The organism is Pseudoxanthomonas suwonensis J47, assembly GCF_000513955.1.
GTDB lineage: Bacteria > Pseudomonadota > Gammaproteobacteria > Xanthomonadales > Xanthomonadaceae > Pseudoxanthomonas > Pseudoxanthomonas suwonensis_C.
On sequence record NZ_KI911329.1, the window covers coordinates 49,510 to 75,528 of the forward strand.

Annotated in this window: 19 protein-coding genes and 7 tRNA genes; 12 read left to right on the forward strand and 14 right to left on the reverse strand. The window is 70.3% G+C overall.

The window, feature by feature from the left end:
* Positions 1-191 precede the first annotated feature (191 nt).
* The 6 genes from M503_RS0112870 to M503_RS0112895 all read right to left on the reverse strand — a co-directional run bounded on the left by M503_RS0112870 (position 192) and on the right by M503_RS0112895 (position 9,604).
* Positions 192-1,994, reverse strand: coding sequence for a VWA domain-containing protein (locus M503_RS0112870; protein WP_051414604.1), 1,803 nt, complete (start codon positions 1,992-1,994; stop codon positions 192-194).
* A 76-nt stretch (positions 1,995-2,070) separates the two neighbouring features.
* Positions 2,071-3,594 carry an exopolyphosphatase gene (ppx, locus tag M503_RS0112875; RefSeq protein ID WP_028919672.1) on the reverse strand — a complete coding sequence of 508 codons (1,524 nt, stop codon included), beginning with the start codon at positions 3,592-3,594 and terminating at the stop codon, positions 2,071-2,073.
* A gap of 53 nt (positions 3,595-3,647) precedes the next feature.
* Positions 3,648-5,756 (reverse strand): polyphosphate kinase 1, encoded by a 2,109-nt coding sequence (gene ppk1, locus M503_RS0112880; protein ID WP_028919671.1) that lies wholly within the window; start codon positions 5,754-5,756, stop codon positions 3,648-3,650.
* A gap of 24 nt (positions 5,757-5,780) precedes the next feature.
* On the reverse strand, positions 5,781-7,178 hold the full coding sequence (gene phoR / locus M503_RS0112885; RefSeq protein WP_051414605.1) for a phosphate regulon sensor histidine kinase PhoR: 1,398 nt from the start codon (positions 7,176-7,178) through the stop codon (positions 5,781-5,783).
* Positions 7,179-7,197: 19 nt separating this feature from the next.
* Positions 7,198-7,887, reverse strand: coding sequence for a phosphate regulon transcriptional regulator PhoB (phoB, locus tag M503_RS0112890; RefSeq protein ID WP_024870043.1), 690 nt, complete (start codon positions 7,885-7,887; stop codon positions 7,198-7,200).
* A gap of 79 nt (positions 7,888-7,966) precedes the next feature.
* A complete protein-coding gene (locus M503_RS0112895; RefSeq protein ID WP_028919670.1) occupies positions 7,967-9,604 on the reverse strand; it encodes a tetratricopeptide repeat protein in 1,638 nt (545 codons plus the stop codon).
* Between the two features lie 122 nt (positions 9,605-9,726).
* On the opposite strand from M503_RS0112895, the gene grxC reads away from it, so the two are divergent.
* The 4 genes from grxC (at position 9,727) to M503_RS0112915 (ending at position 13,083) form a co-directional block, all read left to right on the forward strand.
* Entirely contained in the window at positions 9,727-10,038 is a 312-nt protein-coding gene (gene grxC / locus M503_RS0112900; protein ID WP_051414606.1) for a glutaredoxin 3, read from the forward strand.
* A gap of 62 nt (positions 10,039-10,100) precedes the next feature.
* Positions 10,101-10,436 (forward strand): carboxymuconolactone decarboxylase family protein, encoded by a 336-nt coding sequence (locus M503_RS0112905; protein WP_081721049.1) that lies wholly within the window; start codon positions 10,101-10,103, stop codon positions 10,434-10,436.
* 161 nt (positions 10,437-10,597) lie between these two features.
* A complete protein-coding gene (locus tag M503_RS0112910) occupies positions 10,598-11,602 on the forward strand; it encodes an isocitrate dehydrogenase (protein WP_028919668.1) in 1,005 nt (334 codons plus the stop codon).
* A gap of 161 nt (positions 11,603-11,763) precedes the next feature.
* Positions 11,764-13,083 carry a Na+/H+ antiporter NhaC family protein gene (locus M503_RS0112915; RefSeq protein ID WP_037061406.1) on the forward strand — a complete coding sequence of 440 codons (1,320 nt, stop codon included), beginning with the start codon at positions 11,764-11,766 and terminating at the stop codon, positions 13,081-13,083.
* 85 nt (positions 13,084-13,168) lie between these two features.
* On the opposite strand, the gene M503_RS0112920 is transcribed toward M503_RS0112915, so the two are convergent.
* The 6 genes from M503_RS0112920 to M503_RS0112945 all read right to left on the reverse strand — a co-directional run bounded on the left by M503_RS0112920 (position 13,169) and on the right by M503_RS0112945 (position 14,724).
* On the reverse strand, positions 13,169-13,927 hold the full coding sequence (locus M503_RS0112920) for a Bax inhibitor-1/YccA family protein (RefSeq protein ID WP_028919666.1): 759 nt from the start codon (positions 13,925-13,927) through the stop codon (positions 13,169-13,171).
* 153 nt (positions 13,928-14,080) lie between these two features.
* Positions 14,081-14,165 (reverse strand) — tRNA-Leu (locus M503_RS0112925).
* A gap of 92 nt (positions 14,166-14,257) precedes the next feature.
* A tRNA-Lys gene (locus M503_RS0112930) sits at positions 14,258-14,333 on the reverse strand.
* 91 nt (positions 14,334-14,424) lie between these two features.
* Positions 14,425-14,501, reverse strand: a tRNA-His gene (locus M503_RS0112935).
* A gap of 31 nt (positions 14,502-14,532) precedes the next feature.
* A tRNA-Arg gene (locus tag M503_RS0112940) sits at positions 14,533-14,609 on the reverse strand.
* A 38-nt stretch (positions 14,610-14,647) separates the two neighbouring features.
* A tRNA-Pro gene (locus tag M503_RS0112945) sits at positions 14,648-14,724 on the reverse strand.
* 261 nt (positions 14,725-14,985) lie between these two features.
* On the opposite strand from M503_RS0112945, the gene tig reads away from it, so the two are divergent.
* The 8 genes from tig (at position 14,986) to M503_RS0112985 (ending at position 23,952) form a co-directional block, all read left to right on the forward strand.
* On the forward strand, positions 14,986-16,281 hold the full coding sequence (gene tig, locus M503_RS0112950; RefSeq protein ID WP_028919665.1) for a trigger factor: 1,296 nt from the start codon (positions 14,986-14,988) through the stop codon (positions 16,279-16,281).
* Between the two features lie 93 nt (positions 16,282-16,374).
* Entirely contained in the window at positions 16,375-16,998 is a 624-nt protein-coding gene (clpP, locus tag M503_RS0112955; RefSeq protein ID WP_024870035.1) for an ATP-dependent Clp endopeptidase proteolytic subunit ClpP, read from the forward strand.
* Between the two features lie 149 nt (positions 16,999-17,147).
* Entirely contained in the window at positions 17,148-18,437 is a 1,290-nt protein-coding gene (clpX, locus tag M503_RS0112960; protein WP_024870034.1) for an ATP-dependent Clp protease ATP-binding subunit ClpX, read from the forward strand.
* A gap of 173 nt (positions 18,438-18,610) precedes the next feature.
* On the forward strand, positions 18,611-21,082 hold the full coding sequence (gene lon / locus M503_RS0112965) for an endopeptidase La (protein WP_028919663.1): 2,472 nt from the start codon (positions 18,611-18,613) through the stop codon (positions 21,080-21,082).
* Positions 21,083-21,159: 77 nt separating this feature from the next.
* Complete coding sequence (locus M503_RS0112970; protein ID WP_269319389.1) at positions 21,160-21,570, forward strand: HU family DNA-binding protein; 411 nt, start codon at positions 21,160-21,162, stop codon at positions 21,568-21,570.
* 32 nt (positions 21,571-21,602) lie between these two features.
* Positions 21,603-21,677 (forward strand) — tRNA-Val (locus M503_RS0112975).
* 78 nt (positions 21,678-21,755) lie between these two features.
* Positions 21,756-21,832 (forward strand) — tRNA-Asp (locus M503_RS0112980).
* A 143-nt stretch (positions 21,833-21,975) separates the two neighbouring features.
* Positions 21,976-23,952 carry a peptidyl-prolyl cis-trans isomerase gene (locus M503_RS0112985; protein ID WP_028928299.1) on the forward strand — a complete coding sequence of 659 codons (1,977 nt, stop codon included), beginning with the start codon at positions 21,976-21,978 and terminating at the stop codon, positions 23,950-23,952.
* A gap of 116 nt (positions 23,953-24,068) precedes the next feature.
* Here M503_RS0112985 and M503_RS0112990 read toward each other — a convergent pair whose 3' ends face one another.
* Together M503_RS0112990 and gloB are read right to left on the reverse strand one after the other, a co-directional pair.
* On the reverse strand, positions 24,069-25,253 hold the full coding sequence (locus M503_RS0112990; RefSeq protein ID WP_051414608.1) for a lytic transglycosylase domain-containing protein: 1,185 nt from the start codon (positions 25,251-25,253) through the stop codon (positions 24,069-24,071).
* Entirely contained in the window at positions 25,250-26,011 is a 762-nt protein-coding gene (gene gloB, locus M503_RS0112995; protein ID WP_028919660.1) for a hydroxyacylglutathione hydrolase, read from the reverse strand. The genes M503_RS0112990 and gloB overlap by 4 nt, the downstream gene beginning before the upstream one ends.
* Positions 26,012-26,019 lie beyond the last annotated feature (8 nt).

The window sequence follows — 26,019 nt, forward strand, 5'->3', positions numbered from 1 at the left end:
CACATCCATGTGCTGCTTGCGGCATACCCCCGCGCTACCGCGTCTTTTGGCGCGTTGGGGTCGTGGCTTCGCTCTTCTCTCCCCTCTCCCACTGGGAGAGGGGCGGGGGTGAGGGTCGGGATCCCTGCGACGCTGGCACGCCTGCCCTCTCCCCAACCCCTCCCCCTGAGGGGGAGGGGCTATGGGGCGACTCACTCCGCGGCCAGGGGACGTGCGTTGTCGCCGGTGACGCCGCGCGCTTCCTCGACCAGGCCGATGAACTCGTGGCGCAGGCCCCAGCGGTCTTCGCCGAGGGCGCTGCGGGCGGTGGTGGTCACGTCGGTCCAGGTCCAGTCGCCGACGTTGCTGCCGCCGCGCAGGAGGTCGGCGTAGCCGGCCACGGCGGTGGCGAAACGCAGGGAAGGGCCGGGTTCGCGACGAAGGGCGGAGCGCAGCACCGGGGTTTCGATCAGGCGGCTCTGCTCCTGGTCCGGCAACTTGTAGCGCAGGCGCAGATGGGCCAGTTCGCCGGTCTGCGCTGCGGCGGAGGCGGCCGGAGTGGCGCCGTAGCGCAGCGGGGGCAGGCGTTCGCCGCCGGAGCCCGCCAGGGCGATCTCGTACAGGGCGGTCACTTCGTGGCCGGCGCCGATGTCGCCGGCGTCGACGCGGTCGTTGGCGAAGTCGGCGTGGCCGAGCAGACGGTTCTCGTAGCCGACCAGGCGGTATTCGGCGACCAGCGCGGGATTGAACTCGAGCTGGATCTTCACGTCGCGGGCGATGGTCAGCAGGGTGGACTGCATCTGCTCGACCAGCACCTTGCGCGCCTCCTGCACGGTGTCGATGTAGGCGTGCTGGCCGTCGCCGGCGTCGGCCAGGCGTTCGGCCATGGCGTCGTTGTAGTTGCCGCCGCCGAAACCGAGGGTGGACAGGGCGATGCCGGACTTGCGCTGGTCTGCCACCCAGGTTTCGAGGGTGCCGCGGTCGACGGTGCCGACGTTGAAGTCGCCGTCGGTGGCCAGCAGGATGCGGTTGACGCCGCCTTCGACGAAGCCCTGGCGCGCGGCCGCGTAGGCCAGGCGGATGCCTTCGCCGCCATTGGTGCTGCCGCCGGCCTCGAGGCGTTCGAGCGCGGCGAGGATTTCGGCGTGGCGGTCGCCCGGGGTGGGCGGCAGGACCAGGCCGGCGGAGCCGGCGTAGACCACGATCGAGACCCGGTCCTGCGCGCGCAGCTGCGGCACCAGCATGGCCAGGGCGCGCTTGAGCAGCGGCAGCTTGTCGGGCGAGTCCATCGAGCCGGAGGTGTCGATCAGGAACACCAGGTTGGCCGGCGGCAGTTCGGCCTGGCGCACCTCGTAGCCCTTGATGCCGATCATCAGCAGCTGGCGCTTGGCGTTCCAGGGCGACGGCGCCAGTTCGGTGGTCACCCGGAACGGGACCTCGCGGCTGGCCGGCGCGGGGTGGCCGTAGTCGAAGTAGTTGAGGAACTCCTCCACGCGCACGGCGTCGGCCGGCGGGCGCACGCCGGCGCGCAGCATGCGGCGGACGTTGGCGTAGCTGCCGGTGTCCACGTCGATGGAGAAGGTCGACAGCGGCTGTTCGCTGGCGCGCTGCACCGGGTTGTCGTCGCGTCCGGCGTAGACCTCGGTGTTCGCCGGCGGCGGCATGGGCACTGGCATCCAGTGCGGGGCCATCGCCTGGCGCGCCGCGTACGAGGCCATCGCGACCGGTGCGGGTGGCGCCGGCGGCGCTGGCTCCATCCGTCCGGCGGGGGCTTCGGCGACCTTGCGCCGGGCGAGCGCGTGCTCGCGGGCCCTGGCGCGGGCTTCGGCCATGGCCGCGGCCTCGGCCGTGGACGTGGCGGCCGCGTCGGCGGCGGCAGCGGCATCGGCATCGGCAGCGGCATCGGCGTCGGCAGCGGCGGTGCCGGCCTGCGGACCGGTGCTGCAGGCGGCCGCGGCCAGGGCGATGGCGACGGCCAGGGACAGGACGAACGGGGACTTCGGGGCAGTGCGCATTTCGGGACTCCCGTGGGCTGGACGGGAGATCGAACGTGCGGGCGTGGCGGGTGGGGTTGAAGGCCTGCGGCGACGCTCAGACCACCATCGGCTCGAACTCGATGCCCAGCCCGGGCATGCCTTCGCGCTCGGCCACCAGGTCGGCGCGCAGCAGCGGGCGGCTTTCGATCCAGTCGCGTTCCAGCACCAGCTGCAGGCGGTTGCCGTTGGCGGACAGGTCCAGCCGCGGGATGTCCTCGCCGTTGTGGCCGCGGTGCAGGACCACCGCCAGCCGCAGCAGCGCGGCCATTCGCCGCGCCGGCAGCAGCAGGCGGTCGGGCAGGGCGTCGAAGGCGCTCTTCGGCACCTTGCGCCGGTGCGTGCGCACCAGCGCGGCCAGCACCTGCTGCTCCTGGCGCGAGAAGCCGGACAGGTCCGAATGCTCGAGCACGTACGAACCGTGCACGTGGTAGCCGCTGTGGGCGATCGCCAGGCCCAGCTCGTGCACGCGCGCGGCCCAGCCGAGCATGCGCGCGTCGTCGTCTTCCAGGTTCCAGTCGGCGGCGACCTGCTCGAGCAGGCGCAGCGCAGTGGCTTCGACCCGCGCGGCCTGCACCTCGTCGATGCCGTAGCGCATGACCAGCGAGGCGATCGAGGCATCGCGCGGATCGGCGGCGCTGCCGCGGCCGAGCATGTCGTAGAGGATGCCTTCGCGCATCGCCGCCTTGCTGACCAGCAGCTTCTGCAGGCCGAGCGCGCGGAACGCCGCCTCCAGCACCAGCACGCCGCCGGCGATGATCGGGCGGCGTTCGCCGGACAGTCCGGGCAGGTCGATCCGGTCGATGCTTTCGGCACGCAACAGCTGTTCGCGCACCTTCGGCAGGGCCTCGGCGGTGATCGCGCCCTTGGTCAGTTTCATCGCTGCGCAGATCTCGCCGATGGCCTTGTGCGTGCCGGACGAGCCCAGCACCTCCTGCCAGCCGAGCTGGCGGTAGCGGGGCGCGAACTGCTGGAACTCGGCGGTGATTTCGGTGACGGCGGAGTTCCAGCGCCGCTTCGACAGGCGGCCGTTGGGGAAGAAACGGCGGGTGGAAGCAATGCAGCCGGCCTGCAGGCTCTCGCGCTCCACCGGCTCGAAGCCGCGGCCGATGATGAACTCGGTGGAGCCACCGCCGATGTCGATCACCAGGCGCAGCTGCCCCGGCCTGGGCGGCTGCGCGTGGGCCACGCCAAGGTAGATCAGGCGCGCCTCCTCGCGGCCGGACACCACTTCGATCGGATGGCCCAGCGCCGCCTCGCCGGCGTGCAGGAATTCGTGCGGATCACGCAGCTTGCGCACCGAGTTGGTCGCCAGCGCGCGCACGTGCAGGCGCTCCACGCCACGCAGGCGCTGGCCGAAGCGGGCCAGGCAGTCGAGCGCGCGCTGCTGCGCCGGCTCGCTCAGTCCGCCATGCTCGTCCAGGCCGTCGGCCAGGCGCACGGTCTCGCGCAGGCGGTCGACCACCCGCAACTGGCCCAGCCTGTGCTGGGCCAGGACCATGTGGAAGCTGTTGGAACCGAGGTCGATCGCGGCCAGCGCGTCGCCGTCCTGGACCTGCGGGCGGGGGGGCGGATAGGGCATGGCGCGTATCCTAGCGGAACGCCCATGCCCGCCGCCCGTGGCAGGCATGATCCCTACAGCGCATCCAGCAGCGCCTGCTGCGCCGAATGCGGCGGTTCGCCCGGGGCCGGTTCGCGCTTGCGGTAGCTGCCGTCGGCGCCCAGCTCCCAGGCGTTGAGGTTGTCGGCCAGGCAGTTCTGCAGCACCTCGCGGTACACGCGCTCGGCCAGCGCCGGGTCGAGGATCGGGAAGCAGGTCTCTACCCGGCGCAGCAGGTTGCGTTCCAGCCAGTCGGCGCTGGCGCAGAACAGTTCCGGCCTGCCGTCGTTGCCGAACCAGTACACGCGGCTGTGCTCGAGGAAGCGGCCGACGATCGAACGCACGCGGATGTTGTCGGACACGCCCGGCACGCCGGGGCGCAGCGTGCAGGCGCCGCGCACCACCAGGTCGATCGACACGCCTGCCTGCGAGGCCTCGTAGAGCGCGCGCACCACCTGCGGCTCGTTGAGGGCGTTCATCTTGGCGATGATCCGTCCTGGCCGGCCGCTGCGCGCCAGCCGCGTCTCGCGTTCGATGCGCTGCAGGATCCCGCTGTGCAGGGTGAACGGCGACTGCAGGATGCGGCGCAACCGGATCGACGGCGCCAGCCCGGACAGCTGCTGGAACAGCAGGTGCACGTCGTTGCCGATCTCCGGGTCGGCGGTGATCAGGCCCAGGTCGGTGTAGGCGTTGGCGGTGCCGCTGTGGTAGTTGCCCGTGCCCAGGTGCACGTAGCGGCGCAGGCGGCGGCCCTCGCGGCGCACCACCAGCATCATCTTGGCGTGGGTCTTGTAGCCGACCACGCCATAGACCACCTGCACGCCGGCTTCCTGCAGGCGCTCGGCGAAGGCCAGGTTGGCCTCCTCGTCGAAGCGCGCGCGCAGCTCGACCACCGCGGTGACGTCCTTGCCGTTGCGTGCGGCCTGGACCAGCGCGTCGACGATCGCCGAGTTCTTGGCGGTGCGGTACAGGGTCTGCTTGATCGCCAGCACGTCCGGGTCGGACGCCGCCTGGGTGACCAGCTCCAGCACGCCGGAGAACGAGTCGAACGGGTGGTGCAGCAGCACGTCGCCGGCGGACACCACCTCGAACACGTTCCGGTCCCCCAGGCGGTTGCGCGGGGCGAACGCCGGGTACTTCAGGTCGGGGCGCTGGACCAGCTCGTGGACCACGATGGCGCGGTTGAGGTTGACCGGGCCGTCGATGTAGTAGACCGCGTTCTCCGGCAGCTCGAAGTTCTGCAGCAGGGTGCGGACGATCGGCCTGGGGCAGTCGTGCGAGATCTCCAGCCGCACCGCCGGGCGGTAGCCGCGCCCGGCCAGCTCGGTGCGCACGGCCGAGGCCAGGTTCTCGACCTCGTCCTCGTCCACCACCAGCTCGGAGTTGCGGGTCACCCGGAACTGGTAGGCGCCGCGCACCTCCATCCCGGGGAACAGCTCGTCGGCGAACGCCGACAGCATCGACGACAGCAGCACGAAGGCCTGCCGGCCCTTGCCGGCGAGGCCGGGCGGCAGCTCGATGATGCGGCTCAGCGAGCGCGGCGCGCGCACCACCGCCAGGTGGCCCGGGCGCCCGAACGCGTCGATGCCGTCGAGCACCACCACCACGTTGAGCGACTTGTTGAGGATCCGCGGGAACGGATGCGAGGGATCCAGCCCCAGCGGCGACAGCACCGGCACCACGTTCTTGCGGAACCAGGCGCGCAGCCAGCGCCGCTGTCGCGGGTTCCAGGTGCGGCGGGGCAGGATGTCGACGCCGGCCTCGGCCAGGGCGGGGCGCAGCTCGGTGTTCCAGCAGCGGTACTGCGCCTCCACCAGTTCCACCGCGCGCTGGTGGATCAGCTCCATCAGCTGCGCCGGGGCGATGCCGTCGGACTGCGGCGGCAGGCCCAGCGCCTGGGCGTGGCGCACCATCGCCGCGCGGATCTCGAAGAACTCGTCGAGGTTGGTGCAGGAGATGCACAGGAAGCGCAGCCGCTCCAGCACCGGCACCGACGGATCGCGCGCCTGCGACAGCACGCGGAAGTTGAAGTCCAGCTGGCCCAGTTCGCGGTTGAGGTACAGCGCCGGGTCGCGCAGGGCGTCGTCGCCGTCGCCCGCGGGGGCGACCGGTGCCGGTTCGGAGGGGAGGTGCTCGGGTTCCATCGTCGCGCGCAGCTCGTGAGCGGGTCAGTGGCTGGCCTGGCGGACCGCAGGCGGATCGGCTTCCCCATCATGCCTTGCCCGGACGCGTTCGGGGCCGAAGTGGCAGCTGAAGGTGCTGCCCTGGCCGACCGTGCTGTCCACCTCCAGCCGCGCCTGGTGCAGGCCCAGCACGTGCTTGACGATGGACAGGCCCAGCCCGGTGCCACCGCTTTCGCGCGAACGGCTGCCGGACACCCGGTAGAAGCGCTCGGTCAGGCGCGGCAGGTGCGCTTCGGGGATGCCCTGGCCGGTGTCCTGCACTGACAGCACCGCGCCGCCGCCCGGTTCGCGGGCGAAACGGATGGTGATCCGGCCGCCGGTGGGGGTGTACCGGACCGCGTTGGTGACCAGGTTGGAGAAAGCGCTGTGCAGCTCCTGGCCGGAGCCGGCCAGGTCGCAGCCGGCCAGGTCCTGCACCTCGATCTCGTGGCGCCCCTGCGAATACGCCTCGGCCTCGCGGCGCAGCGCGGCCAGCATCGGCGCCATCGCCACGGTCTCTTCCGGCAGGCTGTCGCGCGCTTCCAGCCGGGACAGGGTGAGCAGGTCCTCGACCAGCCGGGTCATGCGCTGCGACTGCCGGCGCATTTCCTCCAGCATCGGCTGCCACTCCGGCATGTCTTCCGGGTCGAGCATGTCCAGGTAGCCGTGGACCACGGTCAGCGGCGTGCGCAGCTCGTGGGAGACGTTGGCGACGAAGTCCTGGCGCATCTGTTCCAGGTGCAGCAGCTTGCTGACGTCGCGCGCGACCAGCAGCCAGTAGTCCTCCGAGTACGGGACCAGGCGCAGGTCCAGGCGCACGCGCTCGTCGACCGGCGAGCGCGCGTCGTGCATCGGCTCGGCGTTGCGCCCGGCCGCCAGCCAGCGCGCCAGCGGCAACGGCTGCAGGCGTTCGACCACCGGCGCGCCGCGGTCCCGCGGCCGGCTCAGGCCGAGCAGGGCGGTGCTGGCGCGGTTGAACCAGAGGATGCGCTGGGTGTTGCGGTCGACCACCACGACCGCGTCGGGCAGGGCGTCGGCGGCGGCGCGGTAGGCGCGCAGCAGGTCGATCAGGCGGCGCTTGCGCGCACGCATTTCCGCGCGGTCGCGCCGCAGCAGGCCGGCCAGCGCGTTCCAGACGCCCTTGCCGCCGCGTTGCGGCGGCCCGACCCGGTGCGCGTCGATGTCGGCCAGCACGCGGTGCAGGCGCCCGCCGTGCCAGGCCAGGAGGGCCAGCGCCGCGGCCGCCAGCGTCCATGCGGGCTGGCCGATGGCCAGGCCGAGCAGCAATGCGACGGCCAGCAGCACGAGGGTGCCGGCCAGGGTGCGTCGCCACGCCGCACGCAGGGGCACGGGTGCGCTGCCCGGAGGGGCACCGGATTCCGGCCTGGGGGGAAGGGGCCTCATGCCGTGGGCGCGCTCCCGCTCAGGTCGCGGTCGAGAAGCGGTAGCCGGCGCCGCGCACGGTCTGGATCAACCCGTCGGCGGCGAACGGCTCCAGGGTCTTGCGCAGGCGGCGGATGTGCACGTCGATGGTGCGTTCCTCGACGTACACGCTGCCGCCCCAGACGTGGTCCAGCAGCTGGGCGCGGCTGTACACGCGTTCCGGGTGGGTCATGAAGAAATGCAGCAGGCGGTACTCGGTGGGGCCGATCGGCACCGTGGAATCCCCGGCGAACACGCGGTGCGCGGCGCCGTCGATGCGCAGCGGGCCGGCGCTGATGCTGCCGTCCTCGTCGTCCTCGCGGGCGCGGCGCATCACCGCGCGGATCCGCGCCAGCAGCTCGCGCGCCGAGAACGGCTTGACCACGTAGTCGTCCACGCCCGCTTCCAGCCCGCCGACGCGGTCGTCCTCCTCGCCCCGGGCGGTGAGCATGATGATCGGCACCTCGCGGGTCAGCGCCTCGCGGCGCCAGCGCCGTGCCAGCTCCAGGCCGCTGGTGCCTGGCAGCATCCAGTCCAGCAGGATCAGGTCGGGCACCCGCTCGGCGATGGCCGCCTGCGCCTCGCGCGCGTCGCCGGCGTGGACCGGCGCGTAGTCGCCCTTGCGCAGGGCGAAGGCGACCATGTCGCGGATGGCGGGCTCGTCGTCGACGATCAGGATCTGCTTCTGCACGGAACGTCCAGGGAGGGCGCGTTGCCGGGATTAGACTACCGTTCGATGACCGGATTGTTACAGCGACCCCGGCACGGCCTCAGCGCCGCTGCATGTCCGGATCGCGGATGCCCTGGCGGCGCAGTTCGAGCACGGTGGGGGTGATCGCGGCGATGCGCGCGTCGACCCGCGAGCGGGTCACGTAGTCCAGGTCGCCGCGCTTCTTCAGCGTTTCCAGCTGGATCAGCGCCTGCTCCGGGCGGCCGTTGAGGAAGGCCGCCTCGGCGTAGGCCTCGGCCGCGCGGTGGGTGTCGCCGGCCAGTTCGCTGGCGCGGGCGAAGGTCTGCTGGAACACCGGGTCCTCGCCGGCGCGGGCCAGCATCGGCCGCAGCACTTCCTGGGCGCGGCGGCCGGCCTCGGCGCCGCCCTGTTCGACCAGGGCATGGGCGTAGGTCAGCGCCACCGGGCGGCTGGACGGCAGCCGCTGCAGCAGTTCGTCGAAGCGGCGGTTGGCCTGGGCGGTGCGGCCGGCCCGCGATTCGGCCTGGCCCAGCGCCAGGGCCACCCACAGGCTGTCGGGATGGTCCTCCAGCAGCGCGGCCAGTTCCTGCGCGGCGGTGGCCGGCTCGCGCGCCATCCGCGCGATCGCCAGGCCGTAGCGCTGCGCATCGCTCAGGCCGGTGGGGCTGGCGCGGCGCAGCGCCTCGTACTCGCGGATCGCCGCGTCCGCGGTGTTGGCGGTCAGCGCACGCAGGCGCTCCTGGGCCCAGGCGAACTGCGCGCCCTGCATGCCGTCGGCCGGGTCCAGCGAATCGAAGCGGAAGCCGGCCGGCAGCAGGGGGTTGCCGATGCCCGGGGGCGCCTGGATGCGCGAGCGGTCGAGGCGTTCGACCCGTTCGCCGCCGCCTGGCACCGAGGTCACCGCGGTGACGGTATTGCGCTTGAGCTGGTCGGCGCGCTGCCGCGCCTCGCTGATGCGGGTGGTGTTGACCGGGTGGGTGCGCAGGTAGTCCGGCACCGTGTAGCCGCCCTCGTTGCCGCGGGTGGCCTGGGCCATGCGCTCGAAGAAGCCGGCCATCGCGTCGACGTCGTAGCCGCTGCGCGAGAGGGTGCGGATGCCCAGGCGATCGGCCTCGGATTCGTTGGAGCGGGTGTAGTTGATCTGGTTCTGCTGGATCAGGCCCATGCCGCTGACGATCGCCGCCTGGGTGGCGTCGCCGGAGGAACTGCCACCGGCCGCCTGCGCGGCCACGATCGCCGCCAGCATGCCCAGCAGGATCGGGACCTGGTCGCGCTGGGCGCGCTCCACGCCGCGCAGCACGTGCTGCTGGGTGACATGGGCGATCTCGTGCGAGAGCACCGCCGCCACCTCGTCCTCGCGCCGGGCGGTCAGGACCAGGCCGGCATTCATGCCGATGTAGCCGCCCAGGGTGGCGAAGGCGTTGATCTGCCGTTCCTTGAGCATGAACAGCGTGTACGGCTGTTCGGGACGGTCGCTGTTGGCGCCGAGGCGGTTGCCCAGCGACTGTAGCCAGTCGTCCAGCAGCGGGTCGTCGAGCAGGTAGCCGTAGTTGCGCAGCTCGCGCAGCATCATCGCGCCGTACTCGGCCTGCTTGGCCGGGGTCAGCAGTTCGCCGGCCGAGGAGCCGATGTCGGGCAGGCGCGGTTCCTCCTGCGCGGTCGTGCGCATCGGAGCCAGGCTCAGGGACAGGGCGGCGGCCAGCAGCAGGTAACGCAAGGCAGGGTCTCCGGGGTCTCGGGCAGGATGCGGGCGGGGCGGGCGGCACGGGTGAATCGGCGGTTAATCCGCTGTGTTCCATCCGTGCAGGCTGCGCCGGGCACGGCCGCTACCATATCCGGATAGACCCCATCTTTCCCACGGAGTTTCCCGTGTCCGTTCCCCAGATCACCATCTACTCCACCGCCATCTGCCCGTACTGCGTGGCGGCCAAGAACTTCCTCAAGAGCCAGGGCCGCGAATGGACCGAGGTCCGCGTCGACCTGGACCCGGCCGAGCGCGAGAAGATGGTGAACCTGGCGCGCCGGACCAGCGTGCCGCAGATCTTCGTCGGCGACGTCCATGTCGGCGGCTACGACGACATGATGGCCATGCACCGCGCCGGCAAGCTGCTGCCGCTGCTGGACGGCCAGGCCCCGGAGGCCTCGGCGTGAGCGGCGGCGAGGGGCAGGGCGGCGACGACCGGGTCCGCCAGTTCACCGAGTTCCGCCAGCGCATGAACCAGCGCATCCTGGCCGAACCGAACCAGGTCGTGCGCCGCTTCTTCGCCCTGGACACCCAGACCTACCAGGCCGGCGCCCTGGACGTGAAGACCAAGGAACTGCTGGGCCTGGTCGCGTCGCTGGTCCTGCGCTGCGACGACTGCATCAGCTACCACGTGGCCCAGTGCCGCGAGGCCGGGGTCGATCGCGACGAGTTCTTCGAGGCCTTCTCGGTCGGCCTGGTGGTCGGCGGCTCGATCGTGATCCCGCACCTGCGCCGGGCCGTGGACTTCCTCGACCAGCTCGAGGGCGGGGCGGAGACCGCGCCCCCGCTCCACGACCACGGCTGAAGCCTGGCAAGGCCCACCGGCAGGCGGGCCTCCGGCGCGCCCCTCCAAAGGTCGAGGTGGGTCGTTCAGCGCGGATCGGGCATAATTTCACACCCAACTTTCCCCTTCCGCGCCGTGTCCGGCCCCCCGGACCCGTGCGCCTGTTCCGGAACTCACACCAAATGACCCAGAAAATCACGGTCATCCGCGGCGACGGCATCGGCCCGGAGATCATGGACGCCACCCTGCACGTGCTCGACCGCCTCGGCGCCGGGCTGGAATACGAATTCGCCGACGCCGGCGTGGTGGCCCTGGAGAAGCACGGCGACCTGATGCCGAAGGAGACCCTGGACTCCATCGCCCGCAACAAGGTCGCCCTGAAGAGCCCGCTGACCACCCCGGTCGGCGGCGGCTTCACCTCGATCAACGTCAGCCTGCGACGCCACTTCGACCTGTACGCGAACGTGCGCCCGGCCATCTCGTTCCCGAACACCCGGTCGCGGTACGAGAACATCGACATGATCACCGTGCGCGAGAACACCGAAGGCGCCTACCTGGCCGAGGGCCAGGAAGTGTCGGCCGACGGCGAGACCGCGTTCTCCGGCACCCGCGTCACCCGCAAGGGCTCCGAGCGCATCGTGCGCTACGCCTTCGAGCTGGCGAAGAACACCGGCCGCAAGAAGGTCACCGCGGTGCACAAGGCCAACATCATCAAGTCGACCTCGGGCCTGTTCCTGAAGGTCGCGCGCGAAGTGGCCGCGCAGTACCCGGAGATCGAGTTCCAGGAAATGATCGTCGACAACGCCTGCATGCAGCTGGTGATGCGTCCGGAGCAGTTCGACGTGCTGGTCACCACCAACCTGTTCGGCGACATCATCTCCGACCTCTGCGCCGGCCTGGTCGGCGGCCTGGGCCTGGCCCCGGGCGCCAACATCGGCGAGAACGCGGCGATTTTCGAGGCCGTGCACGGCACTGCGCCGGACATCGCCGGCAAAGGCATCGCCAATCCCTGCGCGCTGCTGCTGGCGGCCGCGCAGATGCTCGACCACATCGGCCAGGGCGCCAACGCCGAGCGCCTGCGCAAGGCGATCGTGGCCACGCTGGAGGCCAAGGACTCGCTGACCGGCGACCTCGGCGGCACCGGCACCACCATGGGCTTCGCCCAGGCCATCGCCAGCCGCCTCTGAGGCGGGTACCGGGCCGCCCGCCACGGGCCGGCCCCCAGGCGACGACACGAACGGGACGCACAGCGTCCCGTTTTTGTTGCGCGCTGTGCCAGCCGTGGCCCTTGGCCGGGGGCGGGTGGCACGCAAGAATCGGCGCCTTCTCCCTCGTGCCGCTCCCGCCCATGTCCGTCCGCCCCAGCGCCGTGGCGCTGACCCCGCTGCTCGTGTTCCTGGCGCTGTTCTTCGGCGCCGGCCTGTACTACACCGCGCAGGGCGAGCCGATGGGCTTCTACCAGCTGCGCGCGCCGGTGGCGATCCTGCCGGCGCTGGCCCTGGGCCTGTGGCTGGCGCGGCGCCGCGGGGTGCCGCCGCAGGCGACGCTGCTGTCCGGCATGGGCGAAAGCAACGTCATGCTGATGTGCCTGATCTTCCTGCTCGCCGGGGCCTTCGCCATGGTGTCCAAGGGCGTGGGCGCGGTGGACGCGGTGGTCGCGCTGGGCCTGGGCGCGCTGCCGCCGGCGCTGATCCTGCCGGGACTGTTCCTGGTCGCCTCGTTCGTCTCGCTGTCGATCGGCACCTCGATGGGCACGGTCGCGGCGGTGGTGCCGATCGCGCTGGGCGTGGCCGACGCCGCCGGCCTGGACCGGGTGCTGGTGACCGGCGCGGTGCTGGGCGGGGCGATGTTCGGGGACAACCTGTCGATCATCTCCGACACCACCATCGCCGCCACGCGCAGCCAGGGCGCGGAGATGCGCGACAAGTTCCGCGAGAACCTCAGGATCGCCGCCCCGGCCGCGCTGGTGACGGTGCTGCTGCTGGCGACGATGGGCGAGAGCTCGCCGGTGCCCCCGTCCGAGAGCACCGCCTCGCCGTGGCTGGTGCTGCCGTACCTGCTCGTGCTGGTGCTGGCGGTCGCCGGTATCGACGTGGTGCTGGTGCTGGGCATCGGCATCGTCGCCGCCGGCCTGGCCGGACTAGGCCTGGCGCCGGAATACGGGCCGGTCGACTTCGTCGGCGACATCTACGCCGGTTTCGAGAGCATGGTCGAGATCACCCTGTTGTCGATCCTCATTGGCGGCCTGGCCGCACTGATCAAGGCCACCGGCGGACTGGACTGGCTGGCCGGCGTCATCGCCCGGTTCGCGCGCGGCCATACCGGGCGCCGTTCCGGCGAGCTGAGCATCGCCGCGCTGGCCGCCGGCACCGATGCGCTGACCGCCAACAACACCGTGGCGATCCTGGTCAGCGGCAGCCTGGCGCGCGACATCGCCCAGCGCCACGGGATCAGCCCGCGACGCGCGGCCAGCGTGCTCGACATCTTCGCCTGCGTCCTGCAGGGCGTGCTGCCCTACGGCGCGCAGGTGCTGCTGGCCGCCTCGCTGGGCGCGCTGTCGCCGCTGGCGCTGGCCGGCAGCGTGCACTACTGCTGGCTGCTGGCGCTGTCGGCGTTGGGTTTCATGCTGTGGCCGCGGCGCAAGGCCGCCGCGACGCAAGCCGGCTGAGAGGCCGGCTGAGCAGGCCGGCGGTCGCGCAAAAGAAAACGGGGTGCCAGGGGCGCCCCGTTCCGTTTCCGCCGGGTGGTGGCGGTCAGCGCGACTGCAGCTTCGACAGCAGGCGCAGGAACTCCAGGTACAGCCACACCAGGGTGACCATCAGCCCGAACGCGCCGTACCACTCCATGTACTTCGGCGCGCCGCGCTCGACGCCGGTCTCGATGAAGTCGAAGTCCAGCACCAGGTTCAGCGCCGCGATCACCACCACGAACAGGCTGAAGCCGATGCCGACGATTCCCGACTCGTGGATCATCGGGATCTGGATGCCGAAGAAGCCCAGCACGATGGTGGCCAGGTAGACCAGGAAGATGCCGCCGGTGGCCGCGACCACGCCGAGCTTGAAGTTCTCGGTGGCCTTGATCAGGCCGCTGCGGTAGGCGAACAACATCGCGAACAGGGTGCCGAAGGTCAGCAGCACCGCCTGCATGACGATGCCGTTGAAGCGGGCGTCGAACATCGCCGAGATCGCGCCGAGGAAGACGCCTTCGGCGATCGCGTACAGCGGCGCGGTCACCGGCGACCAGGCCTGCTTGAAGATGGTGACCATTGCCAGCACGAAGCCGGTGAGCGCACCGCCCCACACGTACATGCCGATGGCCGGGTTCACCGCGCCGTCCGCGCCGAACGCCTGCGACCACGACCAGGCGCCGGTGATCACCGCCAGCAGGAGCAGGATGCCGGTGCGGTTGACCGTGCCGTTGAGGGTCATGGTGCCGGCATCGCGCGACACCACCGTGCCGCTGCCGAGGTCGAGGAAGGTGGATTCCTGGAAGGCGGGATTGCCGCTGCGCATGGCGCGTGCTCCGTCTGGCTGGGTGATGCGGCCAAGGATACACGGGGGAGGGTGGGGGCGACGTGGGGCGCCAATAGCGGGAGCGTCGTCCTTCCCGGGCGCAACTCGCGAACGCTCGCTAGACGGCGTGTGCGCTTCGACTCATTCCCGGGTTGGTGCGAAAGGAGGGACTCGAACCCTCACGGGGTTACCCGCTGGAACCTAAATCCAGTGCGTCTACCAATTCCGCCACTTTCGCAGGTCGCCGGCATTGTAGCGGCGCGGCGGGGCAGTGCGATGCCGCCGCCGGAAAAAGAAAACGCCCGGGCTGGCCGGGCGTTTTCTTCGGTCTGGTGGGCCGTCAAGGATTCGAACCTTGGACCTACTGATTAAGAGTCAGCTGCTCTACCAACTGAGCTAACGGCCCCGAGAAACTCGGTGTGGAACCGAGTTGCACATTCTAGCGGATTTCGCTGTCCTGGCAACTCCCCTCGGCAACTTTCGTCGCTTCGGAATGGTGGGGTGGCTGATGGGATTCGAACCCACGACCACTGGAATCACAATCCAGTACTCTAACCAACTGAGCTACAGCCACCACTGAAAACTGCATTGCCCGGCGCCCGATCTGGCGCGCCCGGCAGGAATCGAACCTGCAACCGCCGGCTTAGAAGGCCGGTGCTCTATCCGGTTGAGCTACGGGCGCACAACTCGGTGAGGCATCGACCCGCCCCGGTGGCGGAATGGTCGGGGTAGAGGGATTCGAACCCCCGACATCCTGCTCCCAAAGCAGGCGCGCTACCAGACTGCGCTATACCCCGGTGTGCTGGGTTCGACGGTCCGGCAGACCTCGCTCCGGCCCGCCGGGCCCGGCTCCCTGGAGCCCGAAGGCGCCCGGAAGGTCGGCTATTGTTCGTGAACGCCGCGGGGGTGTCAATGGCATCTTTTCGCGGACTGGCGCACGTGCCGCGGATGGGTGAAACTAGCGCGTTCCGCCGGGCCGGCTGGAAAGCCGGTCCCAAGCCCTTAACCCAACGTCGATTTCCGCCGTGGCAGGAGCCGCGGCTGCAGGAGCCAGACACATGCAAGTTTCCGTCGAATCCACCGGCAACCTCGAACGCCGCATGAACTTCAGCCTGCCGGCGGAGCAGGTGGAGTCCAGCGTGAGCGGCCGCCTGCGCGAGATCGCGCGCACCGCCCGCATCAAGGGTTTCCGCCCGGGCAAGGTCCCGCCGAAGGTGATCGAGCAGCGCTTCGGCGAGCAGGTCAAGGCCGAGGTCCTCGGCGGCCTGGTGCGCCAGACCTTCGATTCGGCCATCCGCGAGCACGACCTGCGCGTGGCCGGCAGTCCGCGCATCGACCGCGCCGGCGACAGCGAACTGGAATTCATCGCCACCTTCGAGGTGGTGCCGGACTTCGGCGACATCGACGTGACCAAGCTGCAGGTGACCCGCCACACCGCCGAGGTCACCGACGCCGACATCGACCAGATGATCGAGAACCTGCGCCTGCAGCGCCGCACCTTCAACCCGGTCACCCGCGCGGCGAAGGAAGGCGACCTGGTCGCCGGCTCGCTGTGGACCCGGCTGGGCGACTTCCGCCAGCCGGCCGAGGGCGCCGAGCAGTTCAGCACCCTGATCGGTTCGGGCCAGCTGCTGCCGGCGGTGGAGAACGCGCTGGCCGGCCTGGAGCAGGGCGTCGAGGCCGTCCTCGACGTGGCCTTCCCGGAGAACTGGCGCCAGGCCGAGCTGGCCGGCAAGACCGCCCAGGTCCACGTGACCCTGTCGCGCATCGCCGAGCAGGTGCTGCCCGAGGTCGACGCCGCGTTCATCAAGAGCTTCGGCGTGAAGAGCGGCGAGATGGACAAGTTTCGCGAGGACATCCGCACCAACCTCGAGCGCGAGCTCAAGGGCGCGCTGATGAACCGCCTGCGCCGCGAAGTGGGCGAGCAGCTGGTCAACACCTGGGCCCACGTGGAGCTGCCGCCGCGCCTGGTCGAAGCCGAGGCCCGCGCCATGCTGGCCCAGCAGGTCGAGCAGATCCGTCGCAGCGGCCGCGACCCGGGCCAGCCGCCGGCCGACGCCCACGAGCAGTTCCTGGAGCCGGCGCGCAAGCGCGTGCTGGCCGGCCTGCTGGTCGGCGAGGTCGCCCGCCGCCACGAGCTGCGCCTGGACCCGAAGCGCGTGAACGAAACCCTGCGCCTGATCGCCTCGACCTACGAGGAGCCGGAACAGGTCATTGAGATGTACCGCAACGACCCCCAGTTGATGCAGGGACTGCAGGCCCGGGTGATGGAAGAGCAGGTGATCGACTGGATCTCCGAGCGCGCCCAGCACACCGAGGTGGCGCTGTCGTTCCAGGAAGCCATCCGGGGATGACGGCCGGCGGGTGCGGCGCCTTCGCCGCCCCCGCTATGCTGTCCCGGGGCGCCGGATGGCCGGCGCCCCAACCCCAGCCAGGAGCCCCATGAAATGATCCCGACCAAAGCCCTCAACCTGGTCCCGATGGTGGTCGAGCAGACCAGCCGCGGCGAGCGCGCGTACGACATCTATTCGCGCCTGCTCAAGGAGCGGGTGATCTTCCTGGTCGGCCCGGTCGAGGACCACGTCGCCAACGTGATCATCGCCCAGATGCTCTTCCTCGAGGCCGAGAACCCCGAGAAGGACATCAGCCTGTACATCAACTCGCCCGGCGGCCTGGTCACGGCCGGCATGGCGATCTACGACACCATGCAGTACATCAAGCCGGACGTGAGCACGATCTGCGTCGGCCAGGCGGCCTCGATGGGCGCCGTGCTGCTGGCCGCCGGCGCCGCCGGCAAGCGCTACGCGCTGCCGAACTCGCGGGTGATGATCCACCAGCCGCTGGGCGGCTTCCAGGGCCAGGCCACCGACATCGACATCCACGCGCGCGAGATCCTGAGCATGCGCGCGAGGCTGAACGAGATCCTGGCCCATCACACCGGCCAGTCGATCGAGACCATCGCCCGCGACACCGAGCGCGACAACTTCAAGAGCGCGGCCGAGGCCAAGGCCTACGGCCTGGTCGACGAGGTCCTGGAGCGTCGCCCCGACGAGTCGATCCAGGCGGGCTGACCCCGCCAGGCAGCCGGCCAGGCCCCCTCGGGGGCAGGGCCGGCCACCCCGAGAAGCACGGCCCGGCGCGCCTCTGGCGCGGTTCCGGCCCTGTGCTATTCTCGCCCCGAACCCGCTCCGGCGGGCTGTAAAAGTGGAAAAGAACAAGCATGAGCGAAGACCGGCAAGGCCGTTCCGGAGACAGCAACAAGATCCTCTACTGCTCCTTCTGCGGGAAGAGCCAGCACGAGGTGCGGAAGCTGATCGCCGGCCCGAGCGTGTTCATCTGTGATGAATGCGTGGAGCTCTGCAACGACATCATCCGCGAGGAGCTCGAGGAGAAGGCGCAGTCCTCCCGCAGCTCGCTGCCCAAGCCGCGCGAGATCCTCGAGGTCCTGGACCAGTACGTGATCGGCCAGCAGCGGGCGAAGAAGACGCTCGCGGTGGCCGTGTACAACCACTACAAGCGCATCGAGAGCCGCCAGCGCAACGAGGACGTGGAGCTGGCCAAGTCCAACATCCTGCTGGTCGGCCCGACCGGTTCGGGCAAGACCCTGCTGGCCGAGACCCTGGCGCGGCTGCTGAACGTCCCGTTCACGATCGCCGATGCGACCACGCTGACCGAAGCCGGCTACGTCGGCGAGGACGTGGAGAACATCATCCAGAAGCTGCTGCAGAAGTGCGACTACGACGTCGACAAGGCGCAGCAGGGCATCGTCTACATCGACGAGATCGACAAGATCTCGCGCAAGAGCGAGAACCCGTCGATCACCCGCGACGTGTCCGGCGAAGGCGTGCAGCAGGCGCTGCTGAAGCTGATCGAGGGCACCGTGGCCTCGGTCCCGCCGCAGGGCGGCCGCAAGCACCCGCAGCAGGAGTTCCTGCAGGTCGACACCAAGAACATCCTGTTCATCGTCGGCGGCGCGTTCGCCGGCCTGGACAAGATCATCCAGCAGCGCAGCAGCGAGGCCGGCGGCATCGGTTTTGGCGCCAAGGTGAAGAGCAGCAAGGTCAAGGCCGATACCGGCAAGCTGCTGGCCGAAGTCGAGCCGGAGGACCTGATCAAGTTCGGCCTGATCCCCGAGTTCGTCGGCCGCCTGCCGGTGGTGGCGACCCTGGAGGAGCTGGACGAGGCCGCCCTGGTCAAGATCCTGACCGAGCCGAAGAACGCCATCACCAAGCAGTTCAAGAAGCTGTTCGAGATGGAAGGCGTGGAGCTGGAGTTCCGCCCGGACGCGCTGTCGGCGATCGCCCGCAAGGCGCTCAAGCGCAAGACCGGCGCCCGCGGCCTGCGCACCATCGTCGAGTCGGTCCTGCTGGACACCATGTACGACCTGCCGTCGCAGGAGAACGTCAGCAAGGTGGTGGTGGACGAGTCGGTGATCGAGCACAAGACCGAGCCGTACCTGATCTACCAGACCCCGCCGGCCGCCCCGCCCAAGGTGGCCTCGGCCGAGTAACCCGGCCTGCCGCGGTTAAGCAACCTGAAGAAGCCCCGGGCCCTCCCGGGGCTTCTCGTATCTGCATGACCTGGAAGGACTTTCCAGGTCCTTCTTGCAACGCCTACGGCTAGCCCCCATAACGTGGGCCAGGGCGGCGGAGGCCGCCATCCCCACGTTTTCACGGAGCCTGCATGTCCCGCAATCGAACCGACGTCCTGGAACTGCCCGTCCTGCCGCTGCGCGACGTGGTGGTGTTCCCGCACATGGTGATTTCCCTGTTCGTCGGCCGGGACAAGTCCATGCGCGCGCTGGAGCAGGCGATGGAGGCCGACAAGCAGATCCTGCTGGTCGCGCAGAAGTCCGCCGAGACCGACGACCCGCAGGCGGCCGACCTGTACACGGTCGGCACCCTGGCCCAGGTCCTGCAGCTGCTGAAGCTCCCCGACGGCACCATCAAGGTGTTGGTCGAGGGCACCGCGCGCGTGCACGTGGACCAGATCGCCGAGCGCGACGGCGCCCTGCATGGCCGCGGCGAGCTGATCGAGGCCGGCAGCGTGCGCAACGAGCGCGAGGTCGAGGCCATCGCCCGCACCCTGACCAGCCTGTTCGAGCAGTACGTCAAGACCAACCGCAAGCTGCCGCCGGAGCTGCTGCAGACCCTGTCGGGCATCGACGATCCCGGCCGCCTGGCCGACACCATCGCCGCCCACATCGGCGTGCGCCTGGCCGACAAGCAGCGGCTGCTGGAAAGCGCCGACATCGGCGAGCGGCTGGAGCTGCTGGTCGGCCTGGTCGAGGGCGAGATCGACGTGCAGCAGATGGAGAAGCGCATCCGCGGCCGGGTGAAGTCGCAGATGGAGCGCAGCCAGCGCGAGTACTACCTCAACGAGCAGATGAAGGCGATCCAGAAGGAACTGGGCGACCTGGACGACTCGCCGGGGGAGATGGAGGAGCTGGTGCGCCGCGTCGCCGAGGCGGGCATGCCCAAGGCGGTGGAGGCCAAGGCCCGCGCCGAGCTCAACAAGCTCAAGCAGATGTCGCCGATGTCGGCCGAGGCCGCGGTGGTGCGCAACTACCTCGACTGGCTGCTGGGTGTGCCGTGGAAGAAGCGCAGCAAGGTGCGCAAGGACCTCAAGGCCGCGCAGGACACCCTCGACGCCGACCACTACGGCCTGGACAAGGTCAAGGAACGCATCCTCGAGTACCTGGCGGTGCAGTCGCGGGTGAAGCAGATGAAGGGCCCGATCCTGTGCCTGGTCGGCCCGCCGGGCGTGGGCAAGACCTCGCTGGGCCAGTCGATCGCCAAGGCCACCAACCGCAAGTTCGTGCGCATGTCACTGGGCGGCGTGCGCGACGAGGCCGAGATCCGCGGCCACCGCCGCACCTACGTCGGTTCGATGCCGGGCCGCATCGTGCAGAACCTCAACAAGGTCGGTACGAAGAACCCGCTGTTCGTCCTGGACGAGATCGACAAGATGTCGATGGACTTCCGCGGCGACCCGTCGTCGGCGCTGCTCGAGGTGCTGGACCCGGAGCAGAACCACAGCTTCAACGACCATTACCTGGAAGTCGACCTCGACCTGTCCGAGGTAATGTTCGTGGCCACCTCCAACTCGCTGAACATCCCCGGCCCGCTGCTGGACCGCATGGAGGTCATCCGCATCCCGGGCTACACCGAGGACGAGAAGCTGAGCATCGCCCAGCGCTACCTGGTGCCCAAGCAGCTGAAGGCCAACGGCCTGAAGCCCGAGGAGCTGGCCATCGCCGAGGACGCGATCCGCGACATCGTGCGCTACTACACGCGCGAGTCCGGCGTGCGCAACCTCGAGCGCGAGATCGCCAAGATCTGTCGCAAGGTGGTCAAGGAGATCGCGCTGAAGGGCCCGCAGCAGCCGGCTAAGAAGGCTTCGAAGAAGGCTTCGGCGCGCAAGGCCAAGGTTGCGCAGGCGCAGGTCACCTCGAAGAACCTCGACAGGTACCTGGGCGTGCGCCGCTTCGACTACGGCCGCGCCGAGGAGCAGAACGAGATCGGCCTGGTCACCGGCCTGGCCTGGACCGAGGTCGGCGGCGACCTGCTGCAGATCGAGTCCACCCTGGTGCCTGGCAAGGGCCAGATGATCCTGACCGGCCAGCTCGGCGACGTCATGAAGGAATCGGCGTCGGCGGCGCTGTCGGTGGTGCGCGCGCGCGCCGAGAACCTGGGCATCGAGACCGACTTCCTGCAGAAGCAGGACGTGCACCTGCACGTGCCCGACGGCGCCACGCCGAAGGACGGCCCCAGCGCCGGCATCGCCATGGTCACCTCGCTGGTGTCCACGCTGACCAAGGTGCCGGTGCGCGCGGACATCGCCATGACCGGCGAGATCACCCTGCGCGGCAAGGTCACCGCGATCGGCGGCCTCAAGGAGAAGCTGCTGGCCGCGCTGCGCGGCGGCATCCGCACGGTGATCATCCCGGACGAGAACCGCAAGGACCTGGCCGACATCCCGGCCAACGTCACCGACGGGCTGGAGATCGTCCCGGTGAAGTGGATCGACGAGGTGCTGGACCTGGCCCTGGAGCGTCCGCTGCGCCCGGCTGCCGGCAAGGCCGGCACGCGCGGCGGCAAGACCGGCGGGCGCCGCCAGCGCCCGGCCCAGGACCAGGCCGACGTCAAGCACTGACGATCCTGTCCGGTGCGTGGCCCAGCAATGGCGCGGGTGTCAAAACCCGCGCCATTGCTGCATTTCCGGGTTGCGACATGGGGTCGGGGCCCTGTATAACGGGCGCACCCGCCAGCGGCCACGGCCGTGCGGCACCGGACCATCGGGCACGCGAGGGGGGCGCGGGCCCACAACACACCCATCTCGCGGCGACGCCGCACAGGGAGCAAAGAAGAATGAACAAAACCGATCTGATCGACGCTGTCGCCAGCGATGCCGAAGTCACCAAGGCCGAGGCCGCGCGCGCGGTCGATGCGGTGATCGACTCGATCACCAAGGCGCTGAAGAAGGGCGAGGCGGTCACGCTCGTCGGCTTCGGTACCTTCCAGGTCCGCAAGCGCGCCGCCCGCACCGGCCGCAACCCGAAGACGGGCGAGACCATCAAGATCAAGGCTTCGAAGAATCCGGCGTTCAAGGCTGGCAAGGCCCTGAAGGACGCTGTAAACTGATCGGCCCGCTGCCGAGGCGGGTTGCCTGACCCGGGTGCTTAGCTCAGCGGTAGAGCGTCGCCCTTACAAGGCGAGGGTCGGGGGTTCGAAACCCTCAGCACCCACCAGCTTCGGCAGATGTGAAAAAAAGTTGCAGGACGATCTTCCACAAATCGAAAAATCGTCTTACAATAGCTGTCTCACGCGGAGTGGTAGTTCAGTCGGTTAGAATGCTGGCCTGTCACGCCGGAGGTCGCGGGTTCGAGTCCCGTCCACTCCGCCACTTATACGGAAGGCCCCTGGGAAACCAGGGGCCTTCTTCTTTTCCGGCCCGGCGCAGGCCGCGCGAGGCCAGCCGGAGCACGGCGCCTTCGGCTCGGTTAAACTGCGCCGCTTAACCCGACGTAGACAGACCAGGCAGGACCAATGCTGCAGAAACTCCGCGACCGGACTTCGGGGTGGGTCGCCACCGTCATCATCGTGCTGTTGATGATTCCGTTCCTGTTCGTCATCGACCAGCGCTACCTCGGCGGCATGGGTGCCAACAACGTCGCGCAGGTGAAGGCGCCGCCGACCTGGTGGGAAGGCGCGCCGAAGTGGTGGCCGGCTTCCATGCTGTGGGAGCACCGCGAAGTCGGCGTCGACGAATTCCGTCGCCGCTTCGAGCAGGAGCGCATGCAGGCGCGCCAGGAGCAGGGCGAGACCTTCGATCCGCGCGAGTTCGAGACCATCGAGAACAAGCGCCGCGTGCTCGACCAGCTGATCGACGAGAAGGTCCTGCAGCTGGCCGCCGACCGCGCCGGCGTGGTGGTCAGCGACGCGGCGATCCGCGAATACATCGCCTCGATCCCGGCGTTCCAGGTCGACGGCAGGTTCGATCCCAGCCGCTACCAGCTGGCGCTGGCCTCGCAGGTGCCGGCGCAGACGCCGAAGCAGTTCGAGGAACTGGTGCGCAGCTCGCTGCAGCAGTCGCTGATCCCGGTCGGCGTGGGCACCTCGGCGTTCGTGACCGACGGCGAGTTCGAGCGCCTGCTGCGCCTGTCCGGTGAAACCCGCGACATCGAGGTGGCGATCCTGCCGCCGCCGGCCGAGGACACCGCCGAGGTCGACGACGCCGCGATCCAGGCCTGGTACGAGGCGCACCCGGGCGACTTCACCAGCCCCGAGGCGGTGACCATCGAATACGTCGAGCTCGACGCCAGCACGCTGCCGGAACCGGCGCCGGCCGACGAGGCGACGCTGCGCAAGCGCTTCGAGGACGAGAAGGCCCGCTTCGTCGAACCCGAGCAGCGCCTGGCCTCGCACATTCTGGTGCGCGTGGCGCCGGATGCCGACGCCGCAGCGCGCAAGGCCGCGCAGGAAAAGGCGCAGAAGCTGGTCGAACAGGCGAGCGCGCCGGGCGCCGATTTCGCGGCGCTGGCCAAGGCGAATTCCGAGGACCCGGGTTCGCGCGACAGCGGCGGCGACCTGGGCTGGGTCGAGCGCGGCGTGATGGTCGCGCCTTTCGAGGAAGCGCTGTTCGCGATGCAGCCGGGCGAAGTGCGTGGCCCGGTGCAGACCGATTTCGGCTACCACGTGCTGCAGCTGCGCGAACTCAAGCAGGGCGCGCAGGCCAGCTTCGAGCAGGTGCGCGCCGAACTGGAACGCGAGCAGGCCCAGGCCGACCGCGAGCGCGCCTTCAGCGAACTGGCCGGCCGCCTGACCGACCTCGTCTACCAGAACCCGTCGACGCTGGCCCCGGCCGCCGAGGCGGTGGGGCTGCCGGTGCAGAAGCTCGGCCCGTTCACCCGCCAGGACGTCACCGGCATCGCCGCGTCGCCCGAGGTGAAGCGCGTCGCGTTCTCCGAGGCGCTGATCGAGGACGGTACCGCCAGCGATCCGATCCCGCTGGGCCCGGAGCGCAGCGTGGTAATCCGTGTCATCGACCACCAGCCGGAAGCGGCGCGTCCGCTGGCCGAGGTCCGCGAGCAGGTGATCGCCGCGGTACGCGCCGACCGCCAGCGCAAGGCCGCCGAGGCCGCCGCCGACGCGATCGTCGAGCGCCTGCACGCGGGCGAGGCGATGGCCGAGGTCGCCGCTTCCGCCGGCACCGAGGTGATGCCGTTCACCAACATGCCGCGTGGCGTGCCGGCCCCGACCCAGGAAGCCAACCGCCGCATCTTCGCCGCCGCTCCGGCGGGCGAGGGCAAGCCGGCCGCCGGCCGCTTCCTGATGCCGGACGGCCGCCAGGCGGTGTTCGTGGTCACCGCGGTCAAGCCGGGCGATCCGTCGCAGATTCCGGAGGAGCAGCGCGTCCAGCTGCGCCGCCAGCTCGAACAGATCGACGGCAATGCCGCCGCCGAAGCCTACGTGCGCGAGCAGCGCAAGCGCTTCGACATCGAGGTCGAGGAAGCGCAGCTGTAAGCACGACACGTCGCGGCGCATGGCGCCGCGACGACATCTCCAGGGGAACAGGGCGCGGGAGCCTGGCTGCCGCGCCCTTTCTTATGGGCCGGCGCCTGGCGGGGAAGCGCTTGCGATCAACGCAGCCGCAGCACCATGCCCGGCTTGAGCACGCTGTCGGCGCGCAGTCCGTTGAGTTCGAGCAGGCGGGCGATGGCCACGCCATGGCGCTTCGCGATCGTCCAGGCCGAATCGCCGCGGCGCACGGTGTAGGTGGCGGCCGCATCCGCGTTGGTCGCGGCACTCCTGTCCAGTGCGGCCAGTGGATCGGCTTCGATATGCCCCGGCTGCCCGGGGCCGGGTACCAGCGCCAGCGGCGCGTGGCCGCTGGGCCATGCACCGCCGAGGGCGGGGTTGAGCCGGCGCAGCGTGGCCAGGTCGTGGCCCTGGGTGTTGGCCCAGGCCTGCAGGTTGCGGGTGCCGGCCACCGCCTGTTCGCGCAGCATCAATACCGGCCGCTCCAGCTGCGCGCGCCACTGCGGCTGTTCGCCGGCTTCCTCCAGCAGGCAGGCCAGGGCGTGCAGCTTCTCCACGTAGGCGTAGGTCAGCGGTGCCAGCCCGGGCAGGCTTTGTGGCGTGGCGCCGCCGGCGCCGTCGTTGCTGCTGCGCTGCAGGGCCTTCTTCACCCGGAACTCGCCGGCGTTGTAGGCCATCAGCGCCAGCCGCCAGTTGCCGTCGAAGCGGCGGTACAGGTGGTCGAGGTAACTCACCGCGGCGCGGGTCGATTCGGCCGGCGCCAGGCGGCCGTCGTAGCCGCCGGCGATGCGCACGCCGTGGTCGCGCGCGGTGGCCGGCACGAACTGCCACAGGCCCGCCGGACCGGCCTTGCTACGCGCGCCCGGGGCGTAGCCGCTCTCGACGAACGGGATCAGGGCGAATTCAGTCGGCAGGTCGGCTTCGCGCAGCGCGCCGACCACGTAACCGAACAGGGCCAGGGTGTCGCGGTCGGGATTGCCCAGGCGCTCCGGCGCGTGGGCGAAGTGCCGGCGCCAGCGCTCCTGGGCGTTGTCGCACTGCGGTTCGGCCAGGCCGTCGCGGAAGGCCTTGTAGATGTCCAGGCCGGTAACCGTGTCGCCGGCCAGTGGCCGCGCTGGGGGCGGCGGGATCTCGGGGTGGGCGGGCGTTGCCGGTGGCGGCAGGGTCGCTTCGGGGGCGGGCGCGGGCGACGCGTGCGGCGCCGGCTTCGTCGCCGGCTGCACCGCGCAGGCGGACAGCAGGCAGGCGCCGACCATCGCGGCCAGGGTCAGCCGGCGCGGCGTCATGCGCGGAATACGTCCTTCCAGGCGCGCAGCGCGGCGAAGGTCTCCACCGCATCGGCCGGCTCGCGGCCCAGGCGCGCGGCCGCGGCGGCGCGGACCGCCGGGACCTCGCAACGCAGGAACGGGTTGCACTCCCGTTCGCTGCCCAAGGTGGAGGGCAGGGTGGGCTGGCCGGCGGCCAGCAGCCGTTCGACCTCGGCGCGGCGCGCGCCGAGGGCGGCATTGCCGGGCTCCACGGCCGCTGCGAAGGCGCCGTTGGAACGGGTGTATTCGTGCCCGCAGCAGACCCGCGTGTCGGCGGGCAGGACGGCGAGCTTCGCCAGCGATTCGAGCATCTGCACCGGCGTACCCTCGAACAGGCGGCCACAGCCCAGGCTGAACAGGGTGTCCCCGCAGAACAGGTGGCCGTCGACCACGTAGGCGATGTGGCTGCGGGTATGGCCGGGGACGGCCATTACTTCCACCCCGTGGTCGAGCAGGCGCAGGCGGCTGCCTTCGCCGACGCGCTCGCATTCCACGTCGATGCGCGCATCGTCCGGCGCGAACACCGGCAGGCCCGGCCAGCGCTCGAGCAGCGCGTGCACGCCGCCGATGTGGTCGTTGTGGTGGTGGGTGAGCAGGATCGCCGCCGGCTCGAGGCCTTCGGCGGCCGCGGCCAGCACCGGCGCGGCCTCGCCGGGGTCGACGACGAGCGCCCGGCGCCCCTCGCGCAGGACCCAGATGTAGTTGTCCTCGAATGCGGGCAGCGCGCTCAGTCGCATAGAATCCC